The sequence below is a fragment of the Neobacillus cucumis genome (genome assembly GCF_002860255.1).
GTDB classification, from domain to species: Bacteria; Bacillota; Bacilli; order Bacillales; family Cytobacillaceae; genus Neobacillus; species Neobacillus cucumis_A.
The window spans coordinates 23994-44981 of sequence record NZ_PGVE01000017.1 but is presented as its reverse complement, the minus strand read 5'-3'; the positions used below and the strand labels follow the sequence as shown (position 1 = coordinate 44981).

Annotated in this window: 19 protein-coding genes and 1 pseudogene; 2 read left to right on the top strand and 18 right to left on the bottom strand. The window is 39.5% G+C overall.

Annotated features, from left to right (window positions below):
- Positions 1-19: 19 nt before the first annotated feature.
- The gene (locus CVD27_RS02895) at positions 20-1399 is read right to left on the bottom strand and encodes a Mur ligase family protein (protein ID WP_101646393.1); all 1380 of its coding nucleotides are present in this window, start codon (positions 1397-1399) and stop codon (positions 20-22) included.
- A gap of 348 nt (positions 1400-1747) precedes the next feature.
- Between CVD27_RS02895 and CVD27_RS02890 the strand changes: the two genes are divergently transcribed.
- Positions 1748-2047, top strand: a complete 300-nt coding sequence (locus CVD27_RS02890) for a hypothetical protein (RefSeq protein WP_101646392.1) — start codon at positions 1748-1750, stop codon at positions 2045-2047.
- Between the two features lie 122 nt (positions 2048-2169).
- Here CVD27_RS02890 and CVD27_RS28980 read toward each other — a convergent pair.
- The 9 genes and pseudogenes from CVD27_RS28980 to CVD27_RS02845 all read right to left on the bottom strand — a co-directional run.
- Positions 2170-2460, bottom strand: a pseudogene (locus tag CVD27_RS28980) (histidine kinase); the annotation flags it as partial.
- A 282-nt stretch (positions 2461-2742) separates the two neighbouring features.
- Entirely contained in the window at positions 2743-3075 is a 333-nt protein-coding gene (locus tag CVD27_RS02880) for a DUF1048 domain-containing protein (RefSeq protein ID WP_101646391.1), read from the bottom strand.
- Positions 3072-3425 carry a DUF1048 domain-containing protein gene (locus CVD27_RS02875; RefSeq protein ID WP_101646390.1) on the bottom strand — a complete coding sequence of 118 codons (354 nt, stop codon included), beginning with the start codon at positions 3423-3425 and terminating at the stop codon, positions 3072-3074. The genes CVD27_RS02880 and CVD27_RS02875 overlap by 4 nt, the downstream gene beginning before the upstream one ends.
- A gap of 82 nt (positions 3426-3507) precedes the next feature.
- Complete coding sequence (locus CVD27_RS02870; protein WP_101646389.1) at positions 3508-3843, bottom strand: PadR family transcriptional regulator; 336 nt, start codon at positions 3841-3843, stop codon at positions 3508-3510.
- A 390-nt stretch (positions 3844-4233) separates the two neighbouring features.
- Positions 4234-5223: a DnaD domain protein gene (locus CVD27_RS02865; protein WP_257984238.1), complete on the bottom strand. Its 990-nt coding sequence runs from the start codon at positions 5221-5223 to the stop codon at positions 4234-4236.
- 337 nt (positions 5224-5560) lie between these two features.
- A complete protein-coding gene (locus CVD27_RS02860) occupies positions 5561-6433 on the bottom strand; it encodes a YitT family protein (RefSeq protein WP_101646641.1) in 873 nt (290 codons plus the stop codon).
- 78 nt (positions 6434-6511) lie between these two features.
- A complete protein-coding gene (locus CVD27_RS02855) occupies positions 6512-7078 on the bottom strand; it encodes a tyrosine-type recombinase/integrase (RefSeq protein WP_101646387.1) in 567 nt (188 codons plus the stop codon).
- Between the two features lie 178 nt (positions 7079-7256).
- Entirely contained in the window at positions 7257-8462 is a 1206-nt protein-coding gene (locus CVD27_RS02850; RefSeq protein ID WP_101646386.1) for a multidrug efflux MFS transporter, read from the bottom strand.
- Between the two features lie 103 nt (positions 8463-8565).
- Positions 8566-9135, bottom strand: a complete 570-nt coding sequence (locus CVD27_RS02845; protein WP_101646385.1) for a cysteine hydrolase family protein — start codon at positions 9133-9135, stop codon at positions 8566-8568.
- Positions 9136-9261: 126 nt separating this feature from the next.
- Between CVD27_RS02845 and CVD27_RS02840 the strand changes: the two genes are divergently transcribed.
- Positions 9262-9870 (top strand): TetR/AcrR family transcriptional regulator, encoded by a 609-nt coding sequence (locus CVD27_RS02840; RefSeq protein ID WP_101646384.1) that lies wholly within the window; start codon positions 9262-9264, stop codon positions 9868-9870.
- A gap of 268 nt (positions 9871-10138) precedes the next feature.
- On the opposite strand, the gene CVD27_RS02835 is transcribed toward CVD27_RS02840, so the two are convergent.
- From CVD27_RS02835 to CVD27_RS02800, 8 genes are all read right to left on the bottom strand, one after another.
- On the bottom strand, positions 10139-10648 hold the full coding sequence (locus CVD27_RS02835) for an AAA family ATPase (RefSeq protein WP_101646383.1): 510 nt from the start codon (positions 10646-10648) through the stop codon (positions 10139-10141).
- Positions 10649-10773: 125 nt separating this feature from the next.
- Positions 10774-11568 (bottom strand): XdhC family protein, encoded by a 795-nt coding sequence (locus CVD27_RS02830; protein WP_101646382.1) that lies wholly within the window; start codon positions 11566-11568, stop codon positions 10774-10776.
- Positions 11569-11593: 25 nt separating this feature from the next.
- The gene (locus CVD27_RS02825) at positions 11594-12463 is read right to left on the bottom strand and encodes an FAD binding domain-containing protein (RefSeq protein ID WP_101646381.1); all 870 of its coding nucleotides are present in this window, start codon (positions 12461-12463) and stop codon (positions 11594-11596) included.
- Positions 12448-12924, bottom strand: coding sequence for a (2Fe-2S)-binding protein (locus CVD27_RS02820; protein WP_101646380.1), 477 nt, complete (start codon positions 12922-12924; stop codon positions 12448-12450). Before CVD27_RS02820 ends, CVD27_RS02825 begins: the two co-directional genes overlap by 16 nt.
- Positions 12921-15083 carry a xanthine dehydrogenase family protein molybdopterin-binding subunit gene (locus CVD27_RS02815; RefSeq protein ID WP_101646379.1) on the bottom strand — a complete coding sequence of 721 codons (2163 nt, stop codon included), beginning with the start codon at positions 15081-15083 and terminating at the stop codon, positions 12921-12923. Before CVD27_RS02815 ends, CVD27_RS02820 begins: the two co-directional genes overlap by 4 nt.
- A 265-nt stretch (positions 15084-15348) precedes the next feature.
- Complete coding sequence (ppsA, locus tag CVD27_RS02810) at positions 15349-17949, bottom strand: phosphoenolpyruvate synthase (RefSeq protein ID WP_101646378.1); 2601 nt, start codon at positions 17947-17949, stop codon at positions 15349-15351.
- Between the two features lie 211 nt (positions 17950-18160).
- On the bottom strand, positions 18161-19438 hold the full coding sequence (locus CVD27_RS02805; RefSeq protein ID WP_101646377.1) for an MFS transporter: 1278 nt from the start codon (positions 19436-19438) through the stop codon (positions 18161-18163).
- A 115-nt stretch (positions 19439-19553) separates the two neighbouring features.
- Positions 19554-20942 (bottom strand): aminotransferase-like domain-containing protein, encoded by a 1389-nt coding sequence (locus CVD27_RS02800; RefSeq protein WP_142384068.1) that lies wholly within the window; start codon positions 20940-20942, stop codon positions 19554-19556.
- Between the last annotated feature and the right edge of the window lie 46 nt (positions 20943-20988).

Genomic DNA, 20988 nt, shown 5'->3' with positions numbered 1-20988 from the left:
ATGGAAAGTTTCAACCATTTTAACTTCTTAAATATTCAATGACATCATCCATGTCTGAATCATTCGCGTTTGTTTTAAAATAAACAATGTCATTTGGGAGTAAAAATGAATCAAAAAACCTCTTCATTTCATCTGCATCTGAAAAATGATAAACATGATCCGGATTCACTCCTGCCTCTATAGCAGGCTTTTGAAAATCTTTTGCAATAAACCCTTTGGTAATGAGAATATCGACCCCCAAAGCAGCGACTAAATGTCCTGCCTTTTCGTATTCTTCATCTGCATATTTTCCCAGTGAGCACATTCTTCCTAGAACAGCAATTTTTCTTTGGGTTGGCAAGGCGATCTTGCTTAATGTTTCTAATCCTTTTCTTAAGGAGGCAGGATTGGACTTCCACGTATCATCCACCAATGTAATTTGATTTCGTCCTTCCATTATTTCAAAATGGGATCTCATGTGATGATAAGATGCTAATCTCTTTAAAGCATAGGGAATTTCTACTCCTAACATAGAAGCTGCGGCTAATGCAGCAACTGCATTATATACACTATGCTCCCCAAGACCCGGTATATATCCTTTGTAATCCCTTTGCTTATATTCCATCCAAAACATCATGCCGGATGAATGGTATTGATACCTCTTAATCCTAAAACTAGCATTCTTGTTTTTTCCGAATGTGATAATCTCTCCCTTAAATTTAGAAGTATTGATGGAGGAAAGATAGGGGTCGTCCGAGTTTAGTATGAGAATCCCTTCATTGTTCATACCTTCCATTATTTTTGCCTTTTCTGCTAGATAATTATCAAATGATCGAATTTTATCCGTATGATCTACATCAATCATTGTCATTATCCCCATCGTCGGGTAAAAATACTTACAAGACTCCGTCATATCCCCTTTTTTAGATACGGCTGTTTCAAACACTGCCACATCCGTATTTTCATCCATACCCAATAAATAAGAAAGGTTATAATAATCGGCATTTTTGCTGGATATGGTTGCCTGGACATTGTGTGTATCTTCTAATATGTGTTTTAGCATTTCCTTCGTTGTAGACTTTCCACATGTACCTGTAATGGCGACGACAGGAATGTTGAACAGATGCCTGTAATACGAAGTGAATTTAAAGAAACTGTCTTTGAGATCCTTTACCATAATGATTTGCTCAGAATTTAATCTTTCCATATGTGAAAATGAAGTATCTGTAACGATAAATACATTCTTGTAATTCTTTATCCTTTCAACAGGCACCTCTCTATTGTTGAAACGAAAATATAACGTATGGCTCCCTATTTCAGATCTGTCATCAGTAACCGTCTTGATCCGTATACCTTTTTGCTTTACATTAGGCTGTATGTTCATGGCAGTTAAAATGTTCTCTAATAATAATGTCTTCAAAATGTCCCCCCTGATGTTCTTTTTTGAAAAAGCATTTCCCCCAATATTACTGTTCTTTATGGTAGTTGTGCTTGCAGCATTATGATTTCAAAGCCTAATGTATCATATGATTTGTCCCCTCATTCGGGTGTGTGATAAATACACAGGCAATTAGCGGAAATGAATCATTGTTTGGCAACCGGAGGAAAAAAGGAAACATTAAATACTTAAAATCTCATTTCATAATAAAGAATCTCTTAAAAATCTTACCGTTTTTTTCTTTTTTTCGACAATAGGTGATTCCCAACTTATTATTAAGAGCATTAATGGGAAAAATATTTTTAATAACACGCAAAGTGGGGGCACACAGTGGACAAACAAATTAAAGAGCTTCAAGATCAATTAAAAACAGAACATAAAGAAATAGCAAAATATACACAGCATGTAGTGGAAGCGATAGATAAATTAGTGGACGAACATCGACGGATAGTGGCTTCAAACTCCCTAGCTGGGATAAACCCGGATGGGGAGAAGGAATATACTTTTTACACAAGTATGAGTGAGGTAAAGCGAGTACTTATCGTTGAATTACAAAAAACCGTTGAGGATTTTAAACATCTTGGTGACAAGCATTATGTTAAAAATTATCCAGATGGTGTAAAAAAATGAAAAGTATATGGGAAAGATTTAAATCTCTTTCCCATTTGTCAAAAACTTTTTACGTTACATTTACTGTGTTAAGTATTCATCCTGATCTACAAACCAATATGGTAATAAAAAATAAATCGGATCTATTTTTGTTTATGTTGGTCTGCTACCACCAATACATCCATATGTCGTACCTCTCTTAACAATCGTTGAAAAACAGCACCCTTTATTATTTCCTCATAACGGGTACGAGCAGATTGTCCAATAATTACTTGAGTTGTATTTTTTTCATTCATCTCACTTACCAGTTTTCTAAAGACACTGCGCCGGTCCGAGACATACCAGGTTGCTTTAAGACGATAGGCAATACGAAATCCACGGCGAATCAGCCTTTCACTGTCAGGCCTTATATTAGTACAAACAAAAATAACTTCTTACTTTCGCCAATATCCGGAACGGTTTCCCGGACCCTTACACCTGTTATTTGTTCTACGCTGAAGCTGTAAAATGAAGCGCTACAAAGTTTCCCACTAAAATATGAATGAAAAAATCGCACAGGATAGAAGTTGACTTATTGGCTTAAATGTACCCTGTTAATAATATAAAAGAGCCTAAAAAAGGCTCTACTCACTATTACATATACTTTCGAGTTTGGGAGGTTAGCACAGTACTTAGGCAAAAGTTCGATAGAATTTTGCCTAAGTACTACGTTCCTTCTATTTTTTCATAGCCTTATCGACTTTTTGATTGACCGATTCTTGATAGAGATCAGCGTAAGTTTTTGAATCTTCAATCAGCGCATCGCAGAAAGCAGCAACGTCTGTTCCTGTGACTTCAAGCACACCTTTCCTATCAGCTGCACCTTCTTCAAAGAAGCTGAGAATTTCCGAGAGCAGTCCGATACCTTCGTTTAGCTCAACAGGACCGACTTTGAAGAGATATTTTTGGATCTCTTTATAGACAATTTGGTAATCTTTCGGAAGTGCTTTTACGCGCGAAACATGGGCTCTCCATTCTTGTTTGCCTTCGATGATTTTTTTGATACTCATTTCAGACCTCCTAATTTTCTTGCTACATTCTTGTTGAGTTGGTCACGCCATTTATCTCTATAAGATTTTGCGCCTTCATCACCAATAAGCGCTGCGCAGAAGCCTTTGATATCATCCCCTAGTACTTCTTCGACGCTCTGGCCGTCGGCTGATGTAACTTCAAGCAGTTCAAGAGCACTGTCAAGAATCGGCATCAGATTACGACCGGTGAAATCTCCGTGAATCCATAGATTACTTTTAATTTCATTCCAAGTAGTTTGATATTCAGCTGGCAAGGCTTTTGATCGTGCTTCAAAACCTTTCATTTCTTTAGTCATATCGCTACCTGTTATTTTTTCTAAAAAGTTCATTGTAGTCTCCTTTAAGATACTAAGCTGTTCAGCAAAGTTCTATTATTTAATCGCCTCGTTGAGTTTTTTTCAGCTAAAATACTCATGTTTGTTCTCCTTTATATTGCTTTAATTCGTTTAGTTTGCTTGAGACAAAGTTCCATTTGGCCCAGAAATTTTCCAGTTCTTGCTGACCAGCTTTATTGAGCCGATAAAATTTGCGCGGTGGGCCCATCGTTGATGACTTTTTCTCAATATCCACGAGTTTATTTTTTTCGAGCCGCATCGTGATCGTGTAAACTGTTCCCTCCACAATGTCGCTAAAGCCCAGTGCCCGTAGCTGCTGCGTGATTTCATAGCCGTAGGTTTCGCCACGGCTGATAATTTCTAGCACGCACCCCTCAAGCACACCTTTAAGCATTTCTGTAATTTTATTCATATTTTTCTACTTCTTTCTTCTTAGTACTTTCACGGCAATAATCTGTATTACAGAATAGTGAAATAAAATTTTTGAATCACTCTTTTGTGATTCAGCTATTTGGTGTAACAGATATTAAGTAATACTTACTACCACTATATAATAACACTGAGTACTACCTTAGTCAATTTTTCTATCCGCCTCCCTAAAGTGAGTAAATGCAAACTTTATGAAAAACCTAAAACATTGTTTCGAAACATTTCTGCTACCTTCTGATGATCCGCTTGTTCTAAGTCTAATTGTGATATATGGTCAATCCTTCGCCATGTTTTTTAGGGATTTAGAAATTTCAGTGACCTGCTAGCTGTTCAGGTTGGATTACAGTATCCTTAAGTAAATAATCTGCCTTTATTAAGCTTCTTCACCTGCCGTTAGATTGAGTTCGAAACCACTTGGGATTTGTCTTCCGGTAGATTGGGTAGATTGCCTATGCTTGGGTACAAGCTTTTGGTTCTCCTGATACGAATCTATTTCTTCTACAGTCAGTAACGATTCATTTTCCCAGTTTTTGAGAATCCCAATGACATAACTAAGCCTTCGTTTGTTATTGGCACATGCTATATTCATCGCTTTTAATATCACTTCTTTCGGCTTTAGAAAACTAGAATCATCTAACCAAAATAACAGCTGCTGTTTCGCATTTATATTCGTAAAACCAAATCCATTTTGGTCCCAAAACTCAATGATTTCTTTTGCATCTACAGATTTTTGATGATTCACTGTTTCATGATTATTCTCTATATTTGGCTGAAAAGCTTCTTGTTGTTTTTTTTCTTTTTTATTTTCTTTTTCTTTTTCTTTTTGTCCCCCTATCGTATAACGGTACGTCGACGTATCGTCAAGTTCCTCACATTCCGAGTCTGGATATGTTTCATTTTCATCTTGGCAGCTAGCTTCGTTACCAAAAAACCTCTCTTCTTGTTCACAAAAAGATTCATATAGGCTGCGAATATCCTGTTTTTGAATGGATTCGGCAACATATTTAATTAGTGAGAGATCCTCTACTTCCTTTAACTCGGAATAAATACAGTCCATCACCGGTTTTCCACCTTTATGCAGATTATCTTTTCCCCAATATTTAATCGCGAGTTCTCTCGTTACGGGATTATAACGAATTAACTTGTAAAGCTCGATGAATCGCTCCATTAACGAATGAACACTATCAATCGAATAGCCCAAATCAAATGCCATTTGTTTTTTCGTAATCTTATAGATACCAATTTGAGTTGTATGTGGATTCGTAAGCAGATAGAGGTAAAAATATTTATCCTCCGGTGACATCTCTTCTGAAACAATCGGATTCTTCCAAAAATCAGTACGGACCATTCTAAACCTTGCCATCTTTAACCACTGCCTTTCTTTTTAAAAAAATTTCTTCTTTACTTGATATATAAATAAATGATGAAAATGGTCATATGTTTTTCAATAATTTGTGAAAAGTTTATGACACCCTTTCATCACCTTGTTCTTTGCGGAGGCTTTATGTAAAAGCCACCTGTCCTCAACACTTCTACAATATCGAGATATGTTAGGTAAAGCGAATTTCCATTATTCGAATTTGAGGGCATTTTTAGTGTCAAACATCAAAAAAACGCCTTCAAATTAGAAATTTTGAAGGCGTTTTTGCAATTTTGAGGGATTTTATAGTATTTTTGTGCTTCTACATTAGGCAGCTAGTTTAATGAATATTATGCTTTCTAAAATTACCACCCTTCACTTCTGCTACGTCGTATACGGTAACAAAGGCTTTTGGGTCTATCTCATTGATGATTTCCTTTAGTTTGGTTTCTTCTAAACGGTTAATGACACATGTGATTTCTTTAAACTTTTCATGGGAAAAACCGCCGTATGCTTCTTTATACGTTGCACTTCGCCCTAAACGGTCTCGGATGGTATCTACCATTAATACTGGTTGAGTGGTGATAATTTGGAAGGTTTTCGAACCACTTAAGCCTTCTTCCACAATGTGAATGACTTTCGAAGCAATAAAGTAAGCAATGGCCGAAAGAATCGCCCCTTGTAGACCAAATACAAAGGAAACAAAAATAAACACAAATATGTTCAAGAATAGAATGAGATCACTTGTACCAAACGGTAATTTTCGCGATAGGAGAACGGCAAGCATATCAATCCCATCTAATGCCCCGCCATTACGCAAGGCCAAGCCCATCCCAAATCCAAGGATAATACCGCCAACAACGGTAATTAACAACGTATCCCCTTCAATAATAGCTGGGGTATGGTGCAAGAGACTTGTACCGACAGCTAGTGAAACAATTCCGATGATTGAAAAAAGTGCAAAACTTTTTCCGATTTGTTTATATCCTAACCAGATAAAAGGAAGGTTTATAATGGCGATTAAAACTCCTAACGGTAAATCAAATAGTTCTGATCCAACGATACTAAGACCCGTCACTCCCCCATCCGATACGTTGTTTGGAATTAAGACCGTTTCTAGTCCGTATGCAGCGATAAAACCCCCGATTATGACCATTAATCCTCGCAGGATCAATTTTAGTTTATTAGGTTTATGTAATTTGTTTTTCTCCATATTTTTCCTCTCTTCCACTTTCTTTTTCAAATTTAGCTCTACTTAATTACTCGTAAACCTCCTATGAATCATTTGAACTTATAAATTGACATCGATTTGAGTGGAAATCATTTCTTCTTTTGTTATTCCTAAAAATTTTAGTGTCTCTGCAGGTGTAGAATGGTTAAAGTGTTTTTGTAAAAGTGCAATCGAGACACCTTGTTTGAACGCATGAAATCCAAAGGTCTTTGCCAATGAATTTGTCCCAATTTTTCCTTCTATGCCTACCTTTGCAGCGGCTTCATGGATAATTCGATAGGCCTGTTGTCGAGTAATCGGTTGTTTAAACTTTCGGGATTGGAATAAATAAATCTGTTCTTCCTTGTTGACCTGGTTTAAGTAAGACACGACCGCTTCCTTCACCTTTTTATTTAAAAATACGGATTTCCTCCTTTCGCTCTCCATTTCAGAGTAATGATAAAAATCTTTGATTTCTCCCTCGCTATTAAAAAGCTCCTTCACCTTTATCAAAAGCAGTTCAGATATTTTTAGGCCTGTATTGATTCCAAAAACAAACAACAAGTAATCCCGATCGGAATGTTTTTTAAGGTAATCTTTTAAGGAATTTATTTGTTCTAGGTCTCTAAGTGCATCGACTGTTTCCAACTCATCATTACCCCTTCAATGTTACTAATTTAAGTTTAATTTATAATTGAGTAACATTCAAATCTCCCGCCTATGATTTACTGATATATTTATTTTCTGAAAATGAATGTTCAAGTATACTTAGCATTCCAAAACGAAAAAACGGCCCCAGCTCTATAGTGTATAGAGCTAAAGCCGCTTAGTACGATGTTTTTTCTTTACGATTCATTTTATTTAGGACATTATAATAAACCCAAACAGCATTCATTAGTAATAAGGCACCCGTAATTAGAAACACAGATCTGATTCCAAAGTAAGCCGCCGTCTGTCCACCTAAAATGGATCCTCCAAATACCCCTAAATACCCTGCTGACATGGTAATGCCAAACACTCGACCCGTAAGGAAATCTGGGGTAATTTTCTTAAGCAAAGTATTTACCGAAGGCATTAATCCTGCTGATGCCAATCCTAAAATAAATCTTAGCACCATTAACTGCCAGGGATTTTTAACAAAGGCTTGCGGGATAAATATCAATCCTGCCAAAATAAGTGCAGCAAAGATGACATGTTGTGCTCCAAGTTTATCCGATAATTTACCAAGTCTTGGAGCTGCCAAGATACTTGCCAGTCCCGAGGCCGAGAATGTCAAACCAGCTAACAAAGCAACATGGCTAGAGTTCTTTGTTAATAAAGTAACATAGATTGTAATGATCGGTTCAATAGAATAAAGAGCCAATGTTAGTATAAAAAAGGTGACAAACAAAGTGATAGTTAAACTTTTTTCTGGAACCTGACTCCATATTTTTTTTATAGGAAGTACTTTTTTTTCTAGGCGGTTAAAAGATTCCTTTACAAATAAAGCAGTGGCAATAAATGAAATAACCAGCAAGCCTCCTGTTATAAAAAATACATTTTGCAATCCAGTGCTCTCTTCCAAATAACCACCAACCATCGGACCAATCAATGAACCTGCTGTACCTGCCGTTGAAAGTGTACCCAGAGCAAATCCTGCATGTTCTTTATCTGTTTGAGTCGCAATCAAAGCCGTACAGGCAGAACCAAACCCGGCAATCACACCTAATAATAATCTTAATCCAATGAGTTCAAAAACATTTTGTGCAAACCCCATACATCCAATAACGATTCCCATCCCGAGGCTTGCCCGCATGAGCATGAGTTTACGCCCGTATTTATCCGACGCACTTCCCCAAATAGGTGAAAACACAGCTGAAATGATAAAGGTTGCCCCAAACGCAAATCCCGAATATTTGGCAATTAAAGCCGTATTATGAACACCGAGATAGTTAATATATAAAGGCAATACTGGTGCGATTTGGCTCATCCCTATACTGGACATAAACATCCCAAACCAACATACAATTAAATTCCTTTTCCAAATTGGCATAAATGGAAGCTGTCCTTTCCTGTGTTTTAAAAAGCCAACAAGCACCTCTTTAGGTGAAGAGGCGCTTGTTGGTTTTACTCGATTTTCTCAAGGATTGATTAAGTTAATTTAAAGTACTAATCCAAGTGTCCACAGTCTGAACATCTGCTTGGCGTGGAAATACCTTTTCGATGAGAACGCGGTGAACCTCAGTATCTGTATCGAGACATGCATCTGAAAGCACGGTCATGGCAAAATCTTTATCCCCCGCTTCCCTTAATGTGGATAATACGACTCCACTTGTAGAAATGCCGCAAAGGACAAGTGTGTTGATTTGTTGAGAACGAAGAATGACTTCTAGATTGCTGCCGGCAAATGCACTAAATCGGTACTTTGTAATAACTGGTTCATTTGGTTTAGGCTGAATAGATTCGTGAATTTGTGTGGCTGAATCAGAAATGGTCATTCCGCCATTTTTAGAAATGGCTAAGAATGCTTTATTTTGTGGGCTAACTTCTGGATACCCCTCGCTAAACCCCACTCGAATAAAAATAACTGGAATATGGTTTTGACGAGCCGCTTCAATTGCTTTTTGAAATGGATGAAGAACATCTGCATTTTCTGCGAAACGGGATACAATACCATTTTGCAAATCCATGACTAACAATGCGGATTTCTTATTTTGATTTTGCATAGGTTGTATATTCCTCCTTTTTGGATTACTATTAAACGGAGAATTCTCCTCTTCATACTAAATGGAGACCTCTCCGCTTGTCAAGTTCTAGATATGTATTGAATTTTTTAGGATGTGATAGATAGCATGATAAATGACGAGAACACCTCCCGCACTCGGACTGAACGACGTGATGCAGCAAAGAATCGTCAGCTTATATTAGATACAGCTCATAGGCTTTTTGAGAAATTTGGTGTTGAACACGTTAGTATGAATCAAATTGCCACAGAAGCACAAATTGGTCCAGGCACACTTTATCGCCGTTACCGAAACAAAGGGGAGTTATGCCTGGATTTAATTAAAGATAGTGTTGATCTTTTTTTCGAGGATATTGAAGTATACTTGAAGGAGAACGGTCAAGTACCGCCCAATCAAAGACTGAAAGAAGTACTCAGCTTTTTTATACGTTTTAGGGAAAAAAAAGCACAACTGCTTACAGGTGTCGAGGAAGCAAAGTCAACGAACCCACTTAAGACTCGGAGCCAAAGCCCTTTATATGCTGAATTACATCAAATCATGGTCGATCTATTTAACGAAATGGAAGCAAACGAACAGACCTATTCGCACAGTGCATTTAAAGCTGATATGGTGCTTATGGCTTTGAGCAGCGATTCGTATTTTTTCCAAAGGGATGTACGTGGTTATTCGCCTGAGGAAATTTTGGAACTGCTCTGTTCTACTTTTATTTTCAATTAATTAAAGTAATTTATTTCCCACCAAAAAGGTCCCCTAATTTTGTAAAGGGTACCGTTTTGAGGTGCTTTTCTAAAAAAATGCACCGAAATGACAGCCTTTTTGATATCGTAAATGGCATATAAAAAAGCAAAACTCGCCCCAAAAATAGCGAGTTTTCTTTGTTATAAATTACCCGTTCTTATTGAACTAAAGCACCCGGTTAGCGCAGTGGAGGACTATTCGAATCCAGGTGCACCGGTGTATTGGGCTGTCCGTGAGCGACCATAAGTTACTGTGGTTGGCGTTTCTTTTCTTCACTTTGACGGACGATCTTGTCAACGACGTGCTCGATCGGTGCGGTGGCGTCGATTATAATTCCGTTTTTGGGAATGTCTTCTTTCGTTTGGTGCAATCGCACAATGAGTTCCCGTTCCGTTTTCTTTCCGCCCCACTCATTTTCAGGTCGCTCGTCAAGCCGCCGGTTCAATGTGTCAAGGTCGACCTCGAGGACAAACACGCCGTCAAATAGATCTATGAATTTCGAAAAGTTCCTAGAACCACCGCAGAAAAATGTTACCGCCTCATCCTGGTTGGCGACCAAAGCTTTTACTTTATCTACATGCCAAATGTGGTGCTCGTGCGTGACGCCATCCGTACGTGTACCAGTTTCCGGATCGCCTTGATAAGCCAATTCACGGTCACCATTAATGGCATGGTAACCGCGCCGCTGCAATTCTTTGCAGACCGAAGTTTTGCCGGTGCCGGAAACGCCTTCGATCAGATAATTCCTAATGCCCATGGCTAGACCCTCCATTACTGTCGCTAAACTGCCCCTTGTTTTTGAAAAAAATAAATTGCCGGCAGCCAAAGTGCACCGAAAACGGAACCCTTTACTAATTTTAGGAACCTTTTCATTCTTTACGCTTATCCATTTAATTGTTTCACTTTTATAGGCTTTTTTTCCTTGCTTACTTTGATAATTTCACTGATAATACTAATGGCAATTTCTTCTGTTGTTTCCGATCCCATCTCCAAACCGATAGGAGAATGAACCTGCTCCAATTGTTCTTGTGTGACTCCTTCACTTTTTAATTTTTCAAAAATTCTTATGACCTTGCGTTTGCTGGCGACCATTCCAACATAGGCAATCGGAAATTGCAGGGCTGCTTTTAAAACCATATCATCTCCGTCTTTTGTCACAATGACCACATAGGACTTTTCATTAAGGTTCGCTGCAAATATTGCCTTTCCAATATCCTCGTTTACAAATAGGTGAGTTGCATTAGGAAAACGTTCCTTCGTACAATAACCCATGCGATCATCTACAATGCAATAAGGATATTCGAGGAAATCAGCGAGTTTTGCCAACGCATAGCCTAAATGTCCGGCTCCAGCTATAACGAGTTCAGGCCTGCTTGTATAAATTTCAATAAATACCCGCAACGTGCCGCCACAATTCATTTGAATCCCGTCTTTTGCCTGATTATTCAATTTGTATTCAACGATTTTCGATTGGCCATTTTGGATTGCTTTTACACTATCTTCAATGATAAAGTGTTCAGCCAAGCCACCTCCGATAGTGCCTTCAATTGTACCATCACGGTATACAATCATTTTTCCAACATGCCTAGGAGTCGAGCCCTTTGATTCAATGATCATAGCTAGAGCAAAGGTTTCGTTCTGACGCGTTAGCAAGGCCACTTTTTCCATCAATAGCATGAACAGCTCCCCCCTTTTATAACCGTTAATTCGGTTGATATTGCTTCCTACTTAGAAAATAACGTAAAAGATTTAAGGCGACTGTTTTTCTATATAAAGCAGTCGAGCGCTGATCGTCGATTGGTTTTATGATCTTATCGAAGTCTGCCACAACCTGAGCGATGTCTGCATCGGCTAGTGGTATGGTCTTACCAAGCAGTTTCTTTTCAATATCAATGGAACGTACCATTGTAGGCCCGACCGCCCCAAAGGCAAAACGGACATCATCTATTACCTCGCCATTTATCCGGATATATCCTGCAAACGATACTTTGGCAATGGCATCGGCATTGCGGTTGCCGACTTTCTCAAAAACGACGTAAGCACCTTCTTCGAATATGGAAGGCAAAATAATTTCAGCCAAAATTTCATTTTGATTCCGACCGACCCTTCGTGGACCTTGAATAAAATCGCTAATCGTGACGATGCGATCACCGGTAACGGAGCGCAGCAAAAGTTTTGCGTTGTAGACATATAATAATGGCAGGGTGTCGCCAGCCGGAGAAGCGTTGCAAATATTTCCTCCCAATGTCCCTCTGTTTCGAATGGCCGGTGCCGCAATGGTTTTGATTGCGTCCTTTAAGGCAAAAGGAATGAACGGGTCTTCCAGTAATTCGCTATAGGTACAGCAGGCACCAATGTGAAGATCCTTTTGATTTTGATACACACGTTTCAGTTCATAAAGATGATCAATAAAAATAAGTGGTTTAAGGATTTTCGGAGGTACTCCTCTTCGACTTTTGTGCAGGACCATGACATCGGTGCCTCCGGCCATGATTGCACAGTCTTCTTTATTCAATTGGCTCAACGTTTGGTCTAGACGATCGAATCGATAGGCGGTTATTTTTTCTCCCATAAGCCGTCCCCTTTTTTAGCTGCCAGGTTGATCGCATCCACAATCATATTGTAGCCCGTACATCTGCATAGATTTCCGGAAATCCCCTCACGAATTTCATCCTCTGAAGGATGAGGGTTTTTGGATAATAAGGCGGCACTTGCCATAACCATCCCAGGAATGCAGTACCCGCATTGCACTCCTCCGGCAATAGAATAGCATTCATCTAGAATCTTAAATTGTTCCGTTTCCATGATCCCTTCTATCGTTTGAATATCGGCTCCCTCTATCGAGCCAATTGGGATCAGGCAGCTGTTTTGCAGGAGGCTATTCACAAAAACACTACAGGCTCCGCATTCTCCCTCACCGCAGCCTTCCTTTGTACCGATTAACTCAAACTCATCTCTTATAAAATCTAGTAATCTTGTTGTGGCTGGGACATCCGTTTCTACCGTTCTTCCATTCAGGGTAAATTTTATCAACCTTGTTCACCTTCTCTCATCCACAGACTTTCCATAATGACTTCCGGTGTAATGGGAATTTGTTTAAATGAAGTTTTCAGCGCATCCTCAATTGCCGCTTGAACGGCTGGAGCGCCGCCGATTAAGGTCAATTCCCCTGCGCCCTTCGCTCCATATGGACCATCCGCATAGGGGTTATTAAAGACCTTGCTTTCGATGGGTACAACGTCCAATGAAGTCGGCGGTCCATAATCCGAGATGCTTTTTTGTTGGATCTTACCAAGATGAGACGTCATCTTTTCTAAATAACCGTACGCTAATCCTTGAGCTAAACCACCGTCAATTTGACCTTTCATAATCCGGTCATCGATGACCTTCCCCACTTCATAATTGGCGTATACTTTTTCCAACTTTACATTTCCTGTTAACGTATCCACTTCTACTTCCACGATATTCACTCCCCATGAATAAGCCGGGTAGGCATCTCCAGTGAAGGTTTTCTCGTTCCAAGGAATCATTTCACGATGAACATAGTTCTCCACTACTTCTTGTTCCACCCCTGTTTGCCACTGAGCCTTCAGTTTTTGGGCGGCACGTTCAAGCAATTTTCCGACAATCATTGTCGTCCTGGAGGCTACGGTCGGACCAGAGTCGGGAACCTCTTTGGTATCGGGATTAGGATACAAAACTCTTTCAAACGGGAGGTTGAGTTCTTTAGCGACAATTTTACTCAACGTGGTATATATTCCTTGTCCCATATCAGAATTGGAGATTTTCAGCATAACCTTAGCGTCTTTTGATTTAATCAGCTTCACCGTTGCTTTTATATGATCTCTTTCACCGCTGCCTGTAAATCCGCATCCATGGAGAAATAGCGAAGTTCCGATTCCTTTTTTATAGCGCTGATTTTGTTGATTCAGACGCTGAAACTCCCTTTTTCTCTTTTTGTACTCAGAAGTGTTTAGCAAGTCCTCTATCATTTCTTCCATTAATATGGGGTCGCGGAAATTTCCTTTGGTGATGGTGGGGTCTCCTTGTTTGACGAGGTATTTTCGTTTATATTCAAGTGGTTCGATGTTTGCTAGTTTACTAAGATGTGCTATATGACTTTCAATTCCGGCAAAGCTTTGTGGAGCACCGAAGCCTCTGAAAGCACCGTTAGGAACAGTATTAGTTTTTAAGACATAACCTTTTGCATGAAAATGCGGAATTTTATACACACCGGCACTGTTTATTAAGGCACGCTGCAGCACGACAGAGCTCAATCCTGCATTCGCTCCTCCATCCAGAAAAACATCTACACACATGCTCAAGATGTTTCCTTCCTTATCAAGGGCCGTTCGGTATTTGAGTTTGGACGGATGCCTTTTTGTCGTAACCAGCATATCCTCAGAGCGGTCGAACACGAGCATGACCGATTTTTTGACGGTTTTTGCCGCAACAGCTACATGACACGCCATCATCGAAGGAAACTCTTCCTTGCCGCCAAAGCCTCCGCCAGTAGGGCTTTGGACCACTCTGACTTCATCGTCACCACAGGCTAAAGCGCTTAGCAAGGCATTTTTTATATAATAAAGACATTGCATGGAACCCTGGACGACAATTTCATCCTCCTTATAAATGGCAAGCATTCCTTGTGGCTCAAGGTAGACATGCTCCTGATAGCCCGTATCATATTCTTCTTCGATGATTTGATAGGCTCCCTGCTCGATCACTGAAATGGTCTCTAATCCCTCGCCAAATTCATAGCTTGCCATCACCACTCCGGATACTGATTTTTGTTGGATGGCATCGTCCAATGTATAAATGGCCTGATGTTCTTCAAATTCAATCTTCACTTTTTCTAACAAACGATACAGGGTATCCAGGTCATCTCCTACAAGCATAAGAATTGGCTCACCAATATAATTGACCCATTCATTGGCAAAAATGGGCTGATCTTCTTGGATAATTTTCACATAATTCGGTCCAGGGATATGTTCTGCCCCAATGGCTTCATATCCTTCCGGAAGGTTTGGTAAATGAATGGATTTGATTTTTCCAAAAGCAATCGGTGAGCGAACCAAAACACCATAAACCATGTTTTCCACTTTCACATCACTAATATAAGCCAACTGGCCCGATACTTTCCCTTTATGGTCCTTTTTGGGCACTGAGGTGCTTATGTCTTTTAGATTCATTCCAACAACACCCTTCGACGCATTTTTTATAGCGCACACATGATCAATAGAAACCTCTTCCTACGATTTTATATTTGAAAATGATATTTTATGATTAATTTCTTACAAGTATTTCGTTGTTTGTCTTTGGAAACTTTAATGTGACTACTTTATTTATTGCACTAGGTTTTTTGTATAAAAAAAAGCAGAAATATACAAGAGATAAATTTAAACCTGCATATTTTCTGCTTATTAATAATTTTAGATATTGTAAGGTGTTCAGCAATTACAATATTTCGATAAACCCTTCTGTTCCATGCACCCGAATTCGTTGCCCTTCTTTGATCAGTTTGGTGGCATTTTCCACCCCGACCACTGCTGGTAAGCCATATTCACGTGCGACAACTGCTCCATGGGTCATCAGTCCACCAACTTCAGTGACTAGGCCTTTTATGGATACAAATAATGGTGTCCAGCTGGGGTCAGTAAAGGTGGTGACTAATATATCTCCATCTTCTAGATCAGCCTCTCCCATGTTTAAGATGACACGTGCACGTCCCTCTATCACTCCGGAAGAAACAGGCAGACCTACAATCGCTTCAGCTGGGAGATTTTCTCGTTTGTACTTACCTGTCATGATTTCACCATCAGATGTGATCACACGCGGGGGAGTCAGTTTTTCATATAATTTATAATCCTCTTTGCGCTTATTGATGATCTGGTAATCTGATTTTTTTGTGCGAACAGCTTCGGCGAGTTCTTCAAAAGTGAGATAGTATATATCTTCTTTTTCTTGAATCACGCCCGCTTTCACGAGTTGTTCTGCTTCTTTCAGTAAAGCCTGCTTATAAATGAAGTAGCGATTAATCATGCCGTATTTTGGATATTCACGATACCCGATGAAATTCCGGATAAGGTCGATCATTCGCTTTGCTTCTTTAGCTTTTTGTTCACCATCCGGTAATTGCTTCAATCGGTCTAATAACTCTTGTTCTTTTTTCAAAGCTTTCTGCCGTCCTTGCTCAAATTTTCGATTGCTGGCATTAGGCTCAAAGTTTTTGATGTTACCAAGAATCATGGGGACAAGTGTAATTGGTTTTTCACTCCAACGAGTTTTCGTAATATCGATTTCTCCGGCACATCGCATTCCGTATTTGTTGAGAAAAGCGTAGAAGGCGTCTATAGCTTCCTGTCCACCATCAAACTTAACCAGTTCTTCCAAAAAGATATCATCTTTTACATGTTGCAAATAATCCATTACTTCTGGATAAGGACGAATCATATCTGCAACGTCCAAAAGTGCCAGACCCATTTCCGAAGTAATATTGTTTGGTACAGATTGAGAAAGCGCATCTGCTGCGTTTTTTTCACCTAACCACTCGTTCATTTTTTCATTGATCCATGTTGAAGCATTGATAGCAGCCATAAATACAGCTGAACTTTGTGGGTCAAATAATATCTTCTTTAATTCCTGAATATCTTCTAAAATAAAATTAAATAAATCTATTCCTGATTTCGTTTGGATGTTGTGTTTTAACTCTTCAATCGATGTTTGACTACGATTAATCAAATCAGTAACGATTGATGGGTTGTTTTCGATTTGTGCCAGCATATCTATATTGCCTCTAGTGGGACTCGGTGCTTTATTATCATTTGGCAACGATTTGATAAAATCTCCTCGCTTAAGTGTGTTCATTAGTGCGTCTTTCATGAGCGGATCGTGTTGTCCCATGGCATTTAATAAATTGTTTCTACTGAGTGGCGAAGCCAGTTGATTTGTGACATCAACAAACAGCCTTCCGCCGGCTTTTCGCATGGGTGCAGGAGTCGTTAACAGGAAAAAAGACAATCCCAATGGTTTGATGGGGTCTGTCATCATTTGTTGATGACCGACAGATACATAGACGTGATTTTCTTGATCACTCACTTCTGGGATGGGGAAAAGCGTAGTGATTGGACGGCTCTGGACCATATAAAAAGTATCATCAACCAAACACCATTCGATATCTTGCGGGCAGCCAAAATAGGCTTCGATCTGTCTTCCGATGCGTGCTAGTTGTAAAATTTGCTTGTCAGTAAGTGTTTGAGTCTTTTGCTGATCAAGATTGATCTGCTTTGTCTCTGTTCCGCCTTCTTTTCGTCCATAGATAGCCAATTTTTTGGCTGCTATCCTCTTATCTACGATTTCTTCTTCCCGTACTTTATAACAATCGGCAGAGACCAAGCCAGAGACCAGTGCTTCTCCAAGTCCAAAACTGGCATCGATGGATAGCAGCTTTCGGTTAGAAGTAATCGGATCAGCGGTAAACAAAGTCCCTGAAGCCTGTGGGAAAACCATTCTTTGAACGATAACGGATAAAGAAACCTTGCGATGGTCAAATCCGTTTTGATTTCGATAAATCACAGCACGATCCGTAAACAGGGAAGCCCAACACTTGCTGATATGCTGCAAGATAGCATCTTTTCCGATGATATTTAAATAGGTGTCGTGTTGGCCAGCAAAAGAGGCATGTGGTAAATCTTCAGCAGTCGCACTAGAACGCACTGCATAAGCATGTTCCTCGCCAAACTGGGAGAGATAGTAAGCAACGGCTTTTACAACATCGGAAGGAATTTCTACTTCTATAAGGAGTTGGCGAATCTTCCTGCTGATTTCACCAATTTGATCTCGATCCTCTACTTTTAGCTGTATTAGTTGATTCAACAAAGCTTGAAACGTTTCGTTTTGTTCAATGGCTTTTTGATATCCCGCTGTTGTCACACAAAATCCTTCTGGTACTTGTAATCCTTGAATTTTGGATAATTTCCCTAAATTTAACCCTTTTCCACCAACGATCAAAAGCTCTGTTTTTTCCATTTCCTGAAAACCGAGAACAAAAGAACTCATTCGAAATCTCTCCTAACTACCAAATTTCACTAAGTTTCTATTGAATTTTAGCAGTTGTAATGGAGAACAAAAAGTCTATATTGGCCATTTTTTATATGCTATAATTAAATTGAGGAGAGTTTCGTTTTTTTAAATAGCTAGACATTACCGTACATGAACTTCATGGCCCCGGTTCATCCCCTCGAAATACCTATTTACCTTTTAGCCCAACTTATTTTTCACCTCCACGAGACCATATCACCACCGGAATTAGTAATAAAGACAAAATCCCTCCAATAAGTGATAATGTTGCATAACTTGAACCGGCCACAATTATTCCCGACAAGGCTCCGCCTGCAGCTCCTGACAAAGCGATTAAAACATCCACTGTACCTTGGGTTTTAGCCCGTGTGGAAGTTTCAGTTGAATCAACAATCAATGCAGTCCCACTAATCAAGCCAAAATTCCATCCCAATCCAAGTAAAGAAAGAGCCATTACGAGAACAATCATAGAATCTCCTGATGAAGATGCTGCTGTTAAACCTGCCAGAAGCAACGTAGTTCCAGAAGCAATAGCCATTGCCGTACGCCCCAACTTATCAACAAGGGCACCTGTAATCAGTGAAGGGAGATACATGGCAGCTATATGAAAGCCAATAACAAGACCCACTGCCCCCAAGCCATGTCCATGATGCATCATATGAACAGGCGTCATAGTCATAATAGCTACCATTACAATTTGAGTAAGAACCATAATTGTTGCACCAACGATGATGCCCCTTTTGTTTTCGATCTGTTCAGATGTTACCAAATATCCTTTGTCACTACGTTTTTGGTTGGTCGCTTCTATCGTTCTTGCGATAACTAACGGATCTGGACGAAGCATGATGAAAAGGACAAGACCTGCACAGATATAGGCTGCCGCTCCTAAAATGAAAGGACCGGCAAGTGATGGTACACCAATAGAAAGAGCGAAATTCCCCATCACATTCACTAAATTTGGACCAGCAACTGCACCAAAGGTTGTAAAAACCATCGTAATACTAATAGCAGTCCCCCGCTGTTTGCTATTCGCTAAGTCCGTACCTGCATAACGAGCTTGTAAATTTGTTGCTGTTCCTGCTCCATAAACTAGCAGGGAAGTAAATAGAAGGAGAACACTATTTATGATTGCTGCCATTATGACACCTATTGCTCCAAGTCCACCGATCATAAAACCTGCTGTCAGACCTGTACGGCGGCCAAACGCCTGCGAAAGTCTCCCAACAAATAAAGCTGCTCCTGCTGACCCTAAAGTAAGTAAAGCGGAAGGAACTCCAGCAAATGCATCCGTACCGAGCATTTGCTGAGCAAGCAGTGCCCCCACCGTTACTCCTGCAGCTAAACCTGCACCTCCAAAAATTTGTGAAATACTAACAACGAATAATGTACGCTGGTATAACGTTTTTTGTTTTTCTGAAGAATTACTTCCGCTTTGTAATGCTTTTACACTATCCTTGTTTACCACCATCTAACCTACCTTTCTAGAAAACTAATTCTATTGCTTATAAACCTCCAATTAGATTTGAATCATCATAACACGCACAAAAAAACCATACAATATTATAATTGTATGGCAAACAATATTAGGTATGATCGGTTAACAAACGTTTAAGGATCATCAATCCTTGCTTAAGCTCTTCAAGCGTTTCTGGTGCACAGACAGAAATCCTTACAGCCCGCTCGGGACAACTATTACCAACTACAAAACGTTCAGCCGCATACACTTGTACTCCTTGCTGGGCAGCTAACGTTTCAAATTCAGCACCAGTAATCTTACCTGGTAATAGCAACCACCGAAAGATGCCTGTTTCATCACCGATGCACGTATAGTCACCCAAATATCGATTGACCATTTGGTTTCTGCGAATAGTTTGTTGTCGATGACCCTCAATTAAGACTTCAAATTGATTCGATACAATTGTACGTGCTGTCAGTTCTGCTAATAGCGGGGAAACGGTTATATTTAAATTATAAAGTGCCTTTGAAATTGGCTCCTTATATTGACTCGGTACGGCTACATAAGCTAGTCGTAACCCTGGTGCTAATGTTTTAGATAAACTTGCAATATAGATGACCTGTTCTGGGGCAAATGATGCGACTGCTGGAAGTGGTTTTTTGTTGAGAAGATGGTACGATGCATCCTCAATAACGAACTGTTTATACTTTTTGGCAATAGCTGCAATCATTTTTCGATTCTCAACAGACATAAAAGAAGCCGTCGGATTGTGATAATCTGGGATCAAGTAAATGCCTTTAATATTCTCATTTTTACACGCATATTCAAAGGAAGATGGACTCATTTCATAATTTTCTGATTTGATCGGTACGATTTGCACACTAAGCATTGCTGCAACAGTTTTTAAGCCTGGGTACGTATGATGGTCCACACCAATGCGATCTCCAGGCTTACAGAGACTTGCCAATGTAGCAGCAATCGCATTTTGCCCCCCATTTGCAAATAAAATGTGATCAACGGTTGTTTCAAACCCACCTCTTCTGATTAGCTTTAAAGCGGCATCCTTTTGCCAAAGACTCTCGCCTGCCCGACCATAACCAAACCACTTTTCATAATCTGTCTCTTGCAGCATACTTTTTAGTTGATACAGCAGAGGCTTGTAAGAAGCATGATCAGGCAGGGTTGCTCCCATTTCAATTAAATGCTTCGGCTTTGTATCTTCAAGTAAATACGCATTCGATAACGCATCATACGATACAAATGTGCCACTTCCAACAGATGCACTTAACAATCCCTTTAACTCACAAACTTTAAAAGCTTTTGAAATGGTACTCAAATTTAAATCCAAATAATCAGCCAATTCTCGCTGTGGAGGAAGTTTTGTTCCAGGTAATAAAATTCCGTTTAATATATCCAGTTCCAATTGCCCTGCAAGTGCTTGATAAATTGGCCTTTTCATTTTATCAATCGATGGCTTCCAGCTCATCGGATAGTTTTCAAAAGAATTAATTGGCATGATACGCATCCTTTTTCTAATCCAATAATTTGAATGTGGCTCTTAT

Excerpts from the sequence above, each read along its gene's own strand:
- CVD27_RS02880 (WP_101646391.1), bottom strand. The coding sequence starts at position 3,075 with ATGAGTATCAAAAAAATCATCGAAGGCAAACAAGAATGGAGAGCCCAT.
- CVD27_RS02875 (WP_101646390.1), bottom strand. The coding sequence starts at position 3,425 with ATGAACTTTTTAGAAAAAATAACAGGTAGCGATATGACTAAAGAAATG.
- CVD27_RS02870 (WP_101646389.1), bottom strand. The coding sequence starts at position 3,843 with ATGAATAAAATTACAGAAATGCTTAAAGGTGTGCTTGAGGGGTGCGTG.
- CVD27_RS02865 (WP_257984238.1), bottom strand. The coding sequence starts at position 5,223 with ATGGCAAGGTTTAGAATGGTCCGTACTGATTTTTGGAAGAATCCGATT.
- CVD27_RS02860 (WP_101646641.1), bottom strand. The coding sequence starts at position 6,433 with ATGGAGAAAAACAAATTACATAAACCTAATAAACTAAAATTGATCCTG.
- CVD27_RS02850 (WP_101646386.1), bottom strand. The coding sequence starts at position 8,462 with ATGCCAATTTGGAAAAGGAATTTAATTGTATGTTGGTTTGGGATGTTT.
- CVD27_RS02845 (WP_101646385.1), bottom strand. The coding sequence starts at position 9,135 with ATGCAAAATCAAAATAAGAAATCCGCATTGTTAGTCATGGATTTGCAA.
- CVD27_RS02840 (WP_101646384.1), top strand. The coding sequence starts at position 9,262 with ATGATAAATGACGAGAACACCTCCCGCACTCGGACTGAACGACGTGAT.
- CVD27_RS02835 (WP_101646383.1), bottom strand. The coding sequence starts at position 10,648 with ATGGGCATTAGGAATTATCTGATCGAAGGCGTTTCCGGCACCGGCAAA.
- CVD27_RS02830 (WP_101646382.1), bottom strand. The coding sequence starts at position 11,568 with ATGCTATTGATGGAAAAAGTGGCCTTGCTAACGCGTCAGAACGAAACC.
- CVD27_RS02825 (WP_101646381.1), bottom strand. The coding sequence starts at position 12,463 with ATGGGAGAAAAAATAACCGCCTATCGATTCGATCGTCTAGACCAAACG.
- CVD27_RS02815 (WP_101646379.1), bottom strand. The coding sequence starts at position 15,083 with ATGAATCTAAAAGACATAAGCACCTCAGTGCCCAAAAAGGACCATAAA.
- ppsA (WP_101646378.1), bottom strand. The coding sequence starts at position 17,949 with ATGAGTTCTTTTGTTCTCGGTTTTCAGGAAATGGAAAAAACAGAGCTT.
- CVD27_RS02805 (WP_101646377.1), bottom strand. The coding sequence starts at position 19,438 with ATGGTGGTAAACAAGGATAGTGTAAAAGCATTACAAAGCGGAAGTAAT.
- CVD27_RS02800 (WP_142384068.1), bottom strand. The coding sequence starts at position 20,942 with ATGCCAATTAATTCTTTTGAAAACTATCCGATGAGCTGGAAGCCATCG.